The organism is Paracoccus albus (genome assembly GCF_027913035.1).
In the GTDB taxonomy this organism is placed as follows: Bacteria; Pseudomonadota; Alphaproteobacteria; order Rhodobacterales; family Rhodobacteraceae; genus Paracoccus; species Paracoccus albus.
In genome coordinates this window covers 132,401-144,669 of sequence record NZ_CP115776.1, presented here as the reverse complement: position 1 = coordinate 144,669, position 12,269 = coordinate 132,401, and the positions used below count along the sequence as shown (strand labels likewise).

The 12,269-nt window shown below is 61.4% G+C and carries 11 protein-coding genes; 1 reads left to right on the top strand and 10 read right to left on the bottom strand.

Annotated elements, in window-relative coordinates:
• Positions 1 to 9: 9 nt before the first annotated feature.
• The 6 genes from PAF20_RS17350 to PAF20_RS17325 are packed head-to-tail and all read right to left on the bottom strand — an operon-like array spanning position 10 to position 5,891.
• Positions 10 to 1,287, bottom strand: coding sequence for a Zn-dependent hydrolase (locus PAF20_RS17350; protein ID WP_271073393.1), 1,278 nt, complete (start codon positions 1,285 to 1,287; stop codon positions 10 to 12).
• The gene (locus PAF20_RS17345) at positions 1,284 to 2,228 is read right to left on the bottom strand and encodes a dihydroorotate dehydrogenase (protein ID WP_271073392.1); all 945 of its coding nucleotides are present in this window, start codon (positions 2,226 to 2,228) and stop codon (positions 1,284 to 1,286) included. Before PAF20_RS17345 ends, PAF20_RS17350 begins: the two co-directional genes overlap by 4 nt.
• The gene (locus tag PAF20_RS17340) at positions 2,228 to 3,043 is read right to left on the bottom strand and encodes a dihydroorotate dehydrogenase electron transfer subunit (RefSeq protein ID WP_271073391.1); all 816 of its coding nucleotides are present in this window, start codon (positions 3,041 to 3,043) and stop codon (positions 2,228 to 2,230) included. The genes PAF20_RS17345 and PAF20_RS17340 overlap by 1 nt, the downstream gene beginning before the upstream one ends.
• A gap of 1 nt (position 3,044) precedes the next feature.
• Entirely contained in the window at positions 3,045 to 4,328 is a 1,284-nt protein-coding gene (locus tag PAF20_RS17335) for a TRAP transporter large permease (RefSeq protein WP_271073390.1), read from the bottom strand.
• Entirely contained in the window at positions 4,328 to 4,816 is a 489-nt protein-coding gene (locus PAF20_RS17330) for a TRAP transporter small permease (protein WP_271073389.1), read from the bottom strand. The genes PAF20_RS17335 and PAF20_RS17330 overlap by 1 nt, the downstream gene beginning before the upstream one ends.
• Before the next feature lie 58 nt (positions 4,817 to 4,874).
• The gene (locus tag PAF20_RS17325) at positions 4,875 to 5,891 is read right to left on the bottom strand and encodes a TRAP transporter substrate-binding protein (protein WP_353620625.1); all 1,017 of its coding nucleotides are present in this window, start codon (positions 5,889 to 5,891) and stop codon (positions 4,875 to 4,877) included.
• 142 nt (positions 5,892 to 6,033) lie between these two features.
• Between PAF20_RS17325 and PAF20_RS17320 the strand changes: the two genes are divergently transcribed.
• Positions 6,034 to 6,921: a helix-turn-helix domain-containing protein gene (locus PAF20_RS17320; RefSeq protein WP_271073388.1), complete on the top strand. Its 888-nt coding sequence runs from the start codon at positions 6,034 to 6,036 to the stop codon at positions 6,919 to 6,921.
• A gap of 287 nt (positions 6,922 to 7,208) precedes the next feature.
• Here the strand turns inward: PAF20_RS17320 and PAF20_RS17315 are convergent, their stop codons facing one another.
• The 4 genes from PAF20_RS17315 to PAF20_RS17300 are packed head-to-tail and all read right to left on the bottom strand — an operon-like array spanning position 7,209 to position 12,252.
• Entirely contained in the window at positions 7,209 to 8,366 is a 1,158-nt protein-coding gene (locus tag PAF20_RS17315) for an iron-containing alcohol dehydrogenase (protein ID WP_271073387.1), read from the bottom strand.
• Positions 8,363 to 9,751, bottom strand: coding sequence for an aldehyde dehydrogenase family protein (locus PAF20_RS17310; RefSeq protein WP_271073386.1), 1,389 nt, complete (start codon positions 9,749 to 9,751; stop codon positions 8,363 to 8,365). Before PAF20_RS17310 ends, PAF20_RS17315 begins: the two co-directional genes overlap by 4 nt.
• 12 nt (positions 9,752 to 9,763) lie before the next feature.
• Positions 9,764 to 11,125, bottom strand: a complete 1,362-nt coding sequence (locus tag PAF20_RS17305) for a glutamine synthetase family protein (protein WP_271073385.1) — start codon at positions 11,123 to 11,125, stop codon at positions 9,764 to 9,766.
• 50 nt (positions 11,126 to 11,175) lie between these two features.
• Complete coding sequence (locus tag PAF20_RS17300) at positions 11,176 to 12,252, bottom strand: twin-arginine translocation signal domain-containing protein (RefSeq protein ID WP_271073384.1); 1,077 nt, start codon at positions 12,250 to 12,252, stop codon at positions 11,176 to 11,178.
• Positions 12,253 to 12,269: the final 17 nt, after the last annotated feature.

The window sequence follows — 12,269 nt, the reverse complement described above, 5'->3', positions numbered from 1 at the left end:
GCCGGTTCCTTACTGCCGCGGTGTCGTCAGATATTGCAACATGATCCGCGCACCTGCCACCAGATCGTCAATCTCCATCGCCTCGTCCGGATTGTGCGAGCCGTTGCGGTTGCGCACGAACACCATGCCGGACGGGACGCCCGCATTGGCAAATACCGCCGCGTCATGTCCGCCGCCAGAGGGCATGGCCATCGGGTCCATGCCAAGCGCGCTCATCGCGTCCTTCAGACCGGCAATAATCTCTGGCGCCATCAGGGCCGGGGCCGTTGTGATTGCGGGGCCGGTGGCAAAACTTACTTTCCGGCGGCGGGCAATATCGTCCATTTCCGTTTCCAGCAGATCGCGCATTCCCGTCAGCGTCTGCAGATCCTGACTGCGGATATCAAGGCTGAAGCTGACCTTGTCGGGGATGCGTGACAGGGCATGACTTGCCGGGTCGGTGCCCAGCATCCCTGCTGTCACAACCAGATCGCCGCCGGTCTGCACGATGGTCGACCAGCTTTCATCCAGCCTATTCAGCAGATCGGCCATCGCCATCACCGGATCGCGGCGATAGGCCCGCGGGACCGCACCGGAATGGCCGGCCTCTCCACTGACGACGATGTCGCGGAAACGCAGGTTGCCGCGTATGCCGGACACAGCCGCGGCGGGCAGGTTTCGTTCGGCCAGAAGCGGGCCCTGTTCGATATGAAGTTCCAGATAGCTGGCGATGCGCGAAAGGTCGGCCAGCGGGGTTTTTGCCCGCAGCGGCTCTGCCGCTACGCCGACATCCGCCAGATGATCCAGCAGGCTGCGGCCATCGCCTTTATGTCTGGCCGTCGCCTCATCCTCTGCCAGCGATCCGGTCAGAACCTTCGAGGCGATGTAGCACGGCCCGAACCATGCGCTTTCCTCTGCCCGCATGGCAATGGCATGAACCGGCAGCGGAAAGGACAACCCCTGACGAAGGGCGGCACGCAGGCACATCATCGAGGCGACAACGCCCGCCAGGCCATCGTAATTCCCGCCCTGCGGCACGGAATCGACGTGACTGCCGGTCAGAACATATCGTGGCGCATCCCGCTGACCGGGCATCGCATAGACCGAATTCTGCCCCGCATCCCGCCAGGTTTCCAATCCCGCCTCTGCCGCCTGTGTGTCCAGAAAATCGAGCACCTTGGTTTCCGTCGCAGACAGGGCAGGGCGGCTGACACCGGCGCTGTCGGGTGACATCGCTGCCACGGCCTTGAATATGTGCGCGGCCCAATCGGCATCCTCGTCGCTGATTGCGAAGCCTGCGGCGGTCATGGCGCGGCCTCGGCATAGATCATGGCGTCGGATGCCTCATCATCGCGGACAGAGCCGATCAGTTCCGGCAGCGAAGCGATACCTTGCGCGTCCATCCATGCGGCCAGTTCTTCAATGAGGCGTGGCATGATGGCGGGTTCCCGGAAGCTGGCCGTGCCGACCTGCACCGCTGCGGCACCTGCGATCAGATATTCCAGCACGTCCTGCAATGTCGAAATGCCGCCGCATCCGATGACCGGAATGCTGACCGAACGCGCCGCCTGATAGGCCATGCGCAGGGTGATCGGCTTCAGCGACGGGCCCGACAGCCCGCCCATCAGGTTGCCAAGGCGTGGCTTGCGGCTGTCCACGTCAATCGCCATCGCCAGCAGGGTATTTGCGACGACAAGCGCATCCGCGCCCGCAGCCTCTGCCGCCTGCGCGACCTCGACCGTCTGGCCGGTATTGGGCGAAAGCTTCGCCCAAAGCGGCAGATCGGATGCGGCACGCAGGGCCTCCATCGCGCGGATCGTGGTTTCGGGACGCATGGCAAAGGCTTTGCCGTCTTCCTCGATATTCGGGCAGGAAATGTTCACTTCGATTGCCGCGACGCCGGGCTGGCTGACGCGCGCACATAGCCGCGCGAAATCATCCGCCGTTCCCGCCGAAATACTGACCACAAGTGGCGCATCCCACTGCCGGTAGATCGGGATGACATGATCGACGAAATAATCGACGCCCTTCGATGGGATACCGATAGAGTTCAGCATTCCCCCCGCAACCTCGCAAACGCGGGGCGTGGGATTTCCGCCTCGGGTCTCTGCCGTGATGGTCTTGGTCACATGCGCGCCAATCAGACCCAGATCAAAGACCTGCGCCAGCTCATCGGTGAATGTGCCAGAGGCTGGCATGATCGGGCTCTGCAGCGTCAGCGATCCCAGCTTTGTCGTCAGATCGGCCATCACGCCCCCATCGCCTCTGCCATGTCGAAGACCGGACCTTCGGCGCAGACGCGAAGCTGTACGATACCGCCGGGTTTGCGAAAGGAGCGGACGCAGCACTGACACATGCCGATGCCGCAGGCCATCTGCTGTTCAAGCGCCACCTCTCCGGGGATGCCATGATCCGCCGATACCTGCTGGCAGAGCTTGAGCAAACGGTTGGACCCGCAGGTGAACATCGCGTCAACGCGGCCCTGCGCGACCAGGTTGTCGATAACGGGCCGCAGCGCATCCGGCGTCGATGTGCCATCCTGATCCGTGACGGTGATGACATCGGCGCCCAGCCCCTCGAACATCTGGACCGACATCAGCACATCCGCATGCCGGGCGCTGCAAATCGCTGTCAGCCGACGACCGCTGTCCTTCGCAGCATGGGCCAGCGGCGCCAGCGTGGCCAGCCCGACGCCACGCGCGACCAGCAAAAGGTTGCGCCAGTCATCGGCCAGCGTGAAGCCGTTGCCAAGCGGGCCAAGGACATCCATCACATCGCCGGTTTGCAGCCGCGCAAGCGTGCCTGTGCCAAGGCCAGTGACCTTGTACAGGAAATGCAGTTCCTCGCGGTCTGCCAGGGCGGCATAAATGCTCATCGGGCGGCGAAGGAACGGCGCGGATTCGCTCGTGGTCGGGCAGAGCAGGTGAAAGAACTGGCCGGGGCGGCAGCGCGCCATCAATTCGGATGGGGCGCGCAGGATCAGCTGGCGATATTCTTCGTTGACCTTGTTGTTCGACAGGACCGGCAAGGCAGCCTGACGGATCGGAAAGTCATGCACGCTCATATCAGCCTCCGAAAATCAGGTGCGGAATGAAAAGAGAGATCGAGGGCACATAGGTCACGATCAGCAGCACGATCAGGTTGACCGCGATAAAGGGCAGAACGCCGCGCATGACCGACAGAACCGGCAGTTTCAGGGTGCTGGCCGTGACGAAGATATCCAGCCCGAAAGGCGGGGTTATCATGCCAAGGCTGATATTCAGCGTGACGATCATGCCGAAATGCACCGGGTCTATGCCAAGCGCCTGGGCCACCGGGAAAAGCGGGGGGATCAGGATCAGCATGGCAGAGTTCGGGTCGATGAACATGCCCGCAATCAGAAACAGGATGTTCACGATAATCAGGAAAGTGACAGGCCCCGCCTCGATCGCGGTCAGCCAATCGGTGATCGTGCCCGGCACTTGCGCCAGCGTGACGAAATAGGAAATCAGCCCGCCCATCGCCAGCAGGATGAAGATGACCGTGGTGCCGATGGCACCTTCCTCGGTAATCTTGAAAAGCTGGCGCAGGCCGATATGGCGATAGACGATCATCTCGACAAAAATCGCGTAGACAACGCTGACCACGGCGGCCTCTGTCGGGGTGGTCAGGCCGCTATAGATCCCGCCAAGGATAATGACCGGCATACCGATGGCCCAGATTGCGGCTTTCAGCGCGGCCAGTCGTTGGGCGGCGGTCGTGCGGCTGCCGGGTCGGACGCCGGTGCGCCGTGCCTCAATCTCGACCATGACGGCGAAAGCAAGACCCAGCAGTATTCCGACGGCCAGACCGCCCGCGAAAAGCTGCGCGATAGAGGTGCCGGTCATCCAGCCATAGACGATAAATGTGATGGATGGCGGGATCAGCAGCGCCGTTTCCGCGCTTGATGCCAGCAGGCCGACGCTGAACCGGTCCGAAAAGCCAGAGCGGCGCATTTCGGGATAAACCAACCCGCCGAGGGCCGCGACGGTCGCGGGTGCAGAACCCGAAACCGCGCCGAACGCCATGGAGCCGCCGACCGTCACATGACCCATGCCGCCGCGCGTATGGCCCAGCAGCGCGTGCATCAGCCCGGTCAGATCCTTCGCGATCCGGCCGGAGGCCATAAGGTTGGCCGCGAGGATGAAGAACGGAATGGCCAGCAGGGTTGTGTGGTCGATCCCGCCGAAAATTTTTTGCACGACAGCAGGGTCGGGCAGCTTGCTGAAGAACGCCTCTTTTACCAGCAGCGACGGAACCCCGAGGACGAGAAACATCTCGAACCCGGCGATCAGCAGGAAAACGGCGACGGCGACGATTGCGATCAGCATCAGGCGACCTCATCCGTCCTGGTGAAGCGATCCAGCCTGCCGGTCAGCGACAGCGCATAGCGCATCGCCAACAGCAGGAAGCCAACCATCGGCGCCAGATACAGCCAGCCGATTTCCACGCCGAGCGTCGGGCTGCGCTGCCCGGTTCCCAGCACGAACATCGACAGGCCCCATGCCAGCCAGGACATATAAAGCGAAAAGACCAGCCCGGTGATGTCGATCAGCTTCAGAAGCGGCATCCGCAATGCAGAGGGCAGCCGGTCGCGGAAGGTATCGACCGCGATATGGCGACCGGCTTCCAGGGTAAGGCCAAGCGACAGGAACACCATCACCGTATTTGCGCGGCGCACGGCCTCTTCCGACCAAGCCATCTGGCTGGCATAGGCGGGGAAGACCTCTCGTATCACGACATTGGCAAAGAACAGCGCAACCATGCCAAGGAAAAGCGCGACGATCACGAATCTTTCGATCCGGCGAAGATAGGTCATGAAGGTGTCCTGAAGTTGGGAATGCCCCGGCGGCACATGGCCGCGGGGGCAGGGCGGATCATTCCGCGGTTTCAGCCTCGTAAAGGTCGATCAGGGTCTGGCCTTCATCCCCGGCCATATCCAGATAGGCGGCGACAGTTGCATCATAAGTTGCATCACGCAGGGCGGCACGCTCTTCCTCGGACGCTTCGCGGATGTTCACATTGCCACGGCTGCGGATATCCTCAAGCGCGGCATCGACTGCTGCGGCCTTATGTTCGACCAGTTCCGGCACGACCTCCAGGAAGGTGTCGGTGATGGTCTGGCGGTGTTCCTCTGGCAGGCTTTCCCAGAACATCGGACTGAACAGGACGAAATCTTCCATCGCGCCGTGGTCTGTGATGACCAGCTCTTTCTGAACCTCGTCGAACTTCATCCGCTGGATGGTATCCATCGGGTTTTCTTCGCCGTCCACAACGCCGGTTTGAAGCGCGGTGTACAGCTCGCCAAAGGGCAGGGCGATTGCGGATGCACCAAGTGCGTCAAACTGCGAAATCAGGATTCGGCTGTCCATGACGCGGAATTTCTGGCCGGCAAAATCCTCCAGCGAGGTGATCGGCTTGTTTGAGGTCATCTGCTTGCGCCCGTTCGGCCATTCGGCAATGGCAACCACACCGCGAGAGGAAAAGCTGTCCAGCAAAGCCTGCCCGAACGGGCCTTCGCGCAGCGCCGCAGCCTCAGCCGGATCATTTGGTAGCAGGTATGGAATGTCGAGGATCGAGATTGCCGGGTTGAAGCCGCCAAGGAACGCAGCGGGGGCGACGGTCGCTTCCAACGATCCAAGCTGCACGCCTTCAGTCATCGTGCGCTGATCGCCAAGCTGGGATTGCGGAAAGATCTGGAATTCGACTTCGCCATTGGTGCGTTCATTGACCAGTTCCGCCACCTTTTCCAGCATGACGTGTCGGCTCTGCTCTGGCGATTCCAGATGGCCGATCTTCGCGACATATTCCTGCGACATCGCGGGCAGGGCGGTGGCGGTCAGCGCCGTGGTCAGCAGCGCGATGGCGGTGCGGCGTTGGATTGCCATGGGCATGGGTGTGATCTCCTGTTGTGCTGTTCAAGGTTCCGCGCAGGCTGCGCATCAAGTCAACGTGAATCTCGTAATTGAGACAAATCGCCGGATCATGCTAGCTATGTTTTGCGGCAAGCTTAGGCAGTCGCGAAAGGATGGACCAGTGATCAGCGATCAGGAAAGGCTTTCGGCGCTCGGCGAAAGGTTGCGCGCCTATCGTCTGGGTTCGGGACAGTCGCCGGAACAGGTCGCGCGCAAGATCGGCGTTTCTCGCGCGGCTCTGTATCGTTACGAAGCCGGCGCGCCGATCCGCGTCGACAAGCTGGCGCGTATCGCGACTTTTCTGGGCGTTTCGATAACCACGCTGCTGGGTGCGGGGTCAGAGCACACCGCATCTGCCATCACATTCTTTTCGCGCCTTCAGCAACTGGAGGAACAAAGCGACGATATCACTGTCCTGTTCGGCCCGGTGTCATACCTTCTGACAACGGATGAGTTCGACCGCTTCCTGCCGCGCGTCCTGAAAGAAAGCATCCCGCCAGAGGCACCGCAACGCGCCCGCAGCATTCAGGAAATCAGCGCGATCATGAATATTCTGGCTCGACGCAAGGCCGTCTGGCAGCGCCGGGAAATGCGCGTGACAAGCATCGTGTCTGCGGCAGAAATCGAACAGTTCCTGCGCAGCGGCTTCGTCGGCAAACCGGATCTTTCGCCGCGGGTCAGGCAGGAACGCCAGCGGATATCACGGGCAGAGGTCGAGCATATTATCGCGATGATTGAAAACCCAAGGCCGGGGATCCGTATCGGCGTGATCGAGGATTCCATGCCCGGCGGCAGCTTCCAGTTGATCCGGCACGGTCGCAGCAAGGTGCTGGTCCAAAGCCCCTTCAGATTGGGCAGTTTCGCCAATATCCGGCTTGGCGTCGCGCAATTGACAGCCTCGGAAGAGCCGGTCCGCCTTCATGAAGAAGTGGTCGACAGCCTTTGGAGTCATGCGCTGAAAGAAGCGGCGGGCGCCAGACGCCTGTCGCGGCTTGTACAGGAGAATTGATCTTACGCTGTCATGTCTCACATGACAGGCTGCGGTTTCAATTGCGGATAAGGATATGCTGTCAACGCATGCGACCCGCCTGAGCCGTTCGCACAGGATCGAGCACACACTTTGTTCGCATTGGAATTTGCAAACATTGCGAAGAAAGCAAATTCGTCGTTTCCGCGCATATTTCAGCCCTTACATACGTTTAGATAAATAAGCTGCGATGCCTAAGATGCGCTCTGGTTTACCGATCCGCTACGATCTTGCTATATCCCCGCCAGATCACAGTGGCGATCGTCCATTCAAACGGCATCCTTCATTGCGGCATCGTACAGCGCGCGGGTGTTCTGTCGTGTCATCTCTATCGGATTGCCGCCACAGGACGGATCCTCCAGTGCCATTTCCGTCAACTCATCAAGCCGCGCCTCTTCCACGCCCAACGCTGCCAGATTCGGCGGAATGTCCAGTTCAGCGCGCAAATCGAGAACGCGCTGATAGAACCCGTCAAAGCCGCCCTTGATACCCAGATAATCGGCGGCGCGGGACAGCCGGTCTTCAATCGCGGGGCGGTTGAAGTTCAGCACCATCGGCATGACCACCGCATTTGTCGTGCCGTGATGCGTGCCGTAAACCGCGCCGACGGGATGGCTGAGGCTGTGGATCGCGCCCAGACCTTTCTGGAAGGCGACGGCACCCATTGCAGCCGCGCTCATCATATTGGCGCGGGCTTCCAGATCGGTCGGCTCGGCATAGGCGCGGGGCAGGTTTTCATTCACCAGCCGCAAGCCTTCCAGTGCGATGCCCTGCGACATCGGGTGGTAGTGGGGGCTGCAATAGGCCTCCAGACAATGGGCAAACGCGTCCATGCCGGTGCCTGCGGTAATCGCGCGTGGCATTCCGACGGTCAGTTCGGGGTCGCAGATCGTAACCGTGGGCAGAAGTTTCGGGTGGAAGATTATCTTTTTTTTGTGGGTGGCGCTGTTCGTCAGCACGCCCGCCCGCCCGACCTCGGATCCTGTCCCTGCCGTGGTCGGTACGGCGATAATTGGTGCGATGCTGTCGGGTTTCGCCCGTGTCCACCAGTCGCCGATATCTTCCAGATCCCAGACGCTGACGGGCTGATCGATCATCAGCGCGATCATCTTGCCAAGATCCAGTGCCGAGCCGCCGCCAAAGCAGATCACCCCGTCATGCCCGCCATCGCGATAGACTGTCAGACCGGCTTCCATATTGCCTTCATTCGGGTTCGGATCGACATCCGAGAAAACCGCGCGGCCTAACCCCGCCGCCTCCAGCACCTCCAGCACCTGCGCGGTGATCGGCAGGGTCGCAAGGGCTCGGTCGGTCACCATAAGCGGTTTGGCGATCCCTGCGGCCCGGCAATGCTCGGGCAGTTCGGCAATGCGGCCGGCACCAAATTTCACGGCGGTCGGATAGGACCAGTTGGCGGACAGGCTCATGCGGTGACCTTTTTCAGATGGAATGATTTCGGGCGGGTGACTGCGTGAAAACCAAGTGCCGACAGGCTGGCCCCGCGCCCGGTGTCCTTGACGCCCGTCCAGCAAAGCGCGGGGTCCAGATAGTCGCAGCGGTTCATGTAGACGGTGCCGGTTTCCAGCTTGTCCCCGATTGACGCGGCGCGGTCGGGATCGGATGTCCAGATAGACGCCGTCAGCCCGTAATCGCTGTCATTCATCTGTGCCACGGCCTCATCATCGCTGGCGACTTTCATGATGCCGACCACGGGGCCGAAGCTTTCCTCGCGCATGACTCGCATGCTATGGTTCACATCGACAAGCACCTGCGGGGCAAGATAGGCGCCGCCATCATCCGCCGGGAAGTCGCCCGCGTCGATCAGCGGGCGGGCACCATCCGCGACCGCCTCTGCCACCTGATCGCGGACGAGCTTTGCAAAACGGATATTCGCCATCGGGCCCATCGTGGTTTCGGGGTCGGTCGGATCGCCCAGCTTCAGCGCCCGCGCCCAGTCCGCAGCCTTTTCGACAAAGGCATCATACAGGCTTTCATGGACATAGATCCGCTCGATCCCGCAGCAGCATTGCCCGGAATTGAACATCGCCCCGTCCATCAGCCCGTTCACCGCCGCATCCAGATCAGCATCCGCCGCGACATAGCCGGGGTCCTTGCCGCCCAGTTCCAGACCTGTGCCGGTGAAGCCGCCCGCCGCCGCCTTTTCGATGGCACGACCACCGCCGACCGATCCGGTGAAATTCACGAAGCCGAAATGGCGTTCGGCGATCAGTGCCTCGGTCGTGGCATGATCGAGGACGACATTCTGGAACACATCCGCAGGCACGCCCGCGCCGTGCATGGCCTGCGCCAGCCTTTCGCCGGCCAGAAGGGTCTGGCTGGCATGTTTCAGCACGACCGCATTCCCCGCCATCAGCGCCGGCACAATCGTGTTGATCGCGGTCAGGAAAGGATAGTTCCAGGGCGCGATGACAAACACGACGCCCACCGGGACGCGGCGCAATTCGCGGCGGAAATCGCCGCTGTCTTCGACGACATCGGGGGCCAGCACCTCTGCCGCCTTGCCAGCCAGATAGTCCGCGCGTTCCCGGACACCGCCCATTTCGCCGCCATAGCGCACCGGGCGGCCCATCATCCGGGCGAGTTCCGGCACGATCTCGTCATTCATCGCGGTCAGCGCTTCGATGCCCGCCATGACCAGGTTCACACGCTCAGCCAGCGGTCGCGCGGCCCAGTCCGGCTGCGCGGCCTTCGCGCGGGTTACGGCATCGCGGGCCGCATCCGGCGACAGCACGTCGCGGGTGGCATAAACCTCGCCATCGACCGGCGAGATCAGTTGGATCTGTCCTGACATGTTAACCTTCCTTCAAGCCCGCTCAAACCCGCGCATCACTTCCCAGTCCGAGACGACGCGATTCTGCTCCTCTATCTCCCAAAGTGCGGCGCGGTGATAGTGGTCAATCACATCCTCACCGAATGCGGATTTCAGCATGTCCGACGCAACTGCCGCCTTGGCCGCATCGCCCAGCGTGCGCGGCACCTCGGGCGCGTCCTGCGACTGATACAGATCGCCCGCGAAAGCCGGGCCGAGCGTCATCCCCTTTTCGATTCCGTCAAGCCCTGCGGCCAGCAAGGCCGCGCAGGCCATATAGGGGTTCAGATCCGCCCCGCCGATCCGGCATTCGATGCGCACGGCCTTGGTATTTTCGCCGCAAAGCCGGAAACCTGCGGTGCGGTTATCGACGCTCCACACTGCACGGGTGGGGGCGAAGGTGCCTGCGACGAAGCGTTTGTAGCTGTTGATGTTGGGGGCAAGGAAAAGCGTCAGCGCCGAGGCATGGGCAAGCTGGCCGGCGACATAGGATTTCATCAGATCCGACATGCCCAGATCGTCGCTGTCGTCGACAAAGACATTGACGCCGTCCTTCGCCAGCGACTGATGCACATGCGAAGAACTGCCGACCTTGTCATGGTGGTATTTCGCCATGAAAGTGGCAGATCGCCCGGCCTGACGCGCAATATCCTTGGTCGCGGCCTTGATCAGGATATGCATATCCGCCGCGTCCAAAGCATCGGAATAACGCGCGTTGATTTCGTGCTGACCCCTCTCTGCCTCGCCCTTGGAACATTCGACGGGCACCCCCGCCGCATAAAGATCGTTGCGCAGCGCCCGCATGACGACTTCATCGCCCGAGGTTTCGGTCAACGCGTAGTCGACATTGAACCGGGCCGAGGGCGTCAATTCGCGATAGCCCGCATCGAACAGGTCCTTGAAGCTTTCTTCGAACATGAAGAACTCAAGCTCGGTCGCCATCATGGGTTCGAACCCCATCTTGCGGGCGCGGGCGACCTGACGCGCCAGCACATTGCGGGGCGCGTGGGGGACGGGCTCGTGCGTGTGATGATCCAGCAGATCGGCCATGACAAGCGCGGTGCCGGGCGCCCATGGCAGGCGGCGCAGGGTCGACAGGTCCGGGCGCATGACATAATCGCCATAGCCCTTTTCCCAACTGCTGGATTTATAGCCGGGCACGGTGAACATCTCGTAATCCGTGGCCAGCAGATAGTTGCAGCAATGGGTTTCGTCATGCGCATCCAGAAAATGCTGCACATGGAAACGCTTTCCCATCATGCGGCCCTGCATGTCGATCAGGGCGACGGCCACGGTGTCGATCTCTCCCGCATCCCATGCGGTTTTCAGATCGTCCAGAGTCAGGTTTGCGGGCATGATGTCCTCCGGTCAGGGGCCGGGCGCAGCAAATGCGCCCGGCGATGATCTTAGCGGTAGGGATAGCCCGCGGCTTCCATATTGGCGGCGTAATCCTTGAACGCCTGCACGACGCGGCCGGCGCGTTCGCTGGAGTCCGCAACCTCATCCCAGAAGCCCTGAGCATCGGTGACGACCTGATCCCATTCTTCATCTGGCAGGCTGGTCAGTTCCATCTTCTCGCCCTCGACACGCAACTGCGCCTCGCCGCCCCAATACCAGACGGCGCGATAGTAATGGGACTGGTCGATGGTGGAACGGAACAACTGCTGCAGATGAGGCGGTACCTTTTCCCAGCTTGCGGTATTGGCGAAATAGCTGCCAAACCATGCGCCGGTGACAGAGTTTGTCAGCGCATAGTTGCAGACATCGGCCCAACCGACCTCATAGGCTTCGGTAAAGCCGCACCAGGCCACGCCGTCCAACTCACCCGTTTGCATAGCGACTTCGACATTGTCCCAGGGAATTGTCACCGGGATCAGCCCATAACGCGACAGGAACCGACCCGCAGTCGGCACGCCAAAGACGCGCAGGCCCTGCATGTCGGCAAGGCTGCGGATCGGCTTATCCACGGTAAAGATATGCAGCGGATCCCACGCGCCCGAGGACAGCCAGGTGACGTTATCGACCTCGTCATAGGCTTCCTGCCAGATCTCGTTCAGCCCGTAATAGTTGAACAGCGACGGCACATCGAGGCTGTAGCGCGTGGCAAAGGGGAAATAGCCGCCAAAGACAGAAATATCCACGGGCGAGGCCATCGTCGCCTCATCCGACTGCACTGCGTCGATGGTGCCGTTTTGCAGCGCCCGGAACAGGTCCGCCGTGGGCACAAGCTGGTCGGCATAGTAAAGCTCGATCTCCATCTCGCCATTCGCCGCCGCGTTGAAGGCGTCGATCTGCGGCTTGATGACATGGGCACCCAGCGGTGCGCCGGAATAGGTCTGCAAACGCCATTTGATCGGTGTGCTTTGTGCCAGAACCGCAGGTGCGGCCAGTGTGGACGCCGCAGCCCCGATCCCTGCGGTCTGCAGGAACTTGCGGCGGCTGGACAGGATCCTCTCGGACGGGGTTATCAGCTTGTTTGTCATGTTATCCTCTCTGTTGG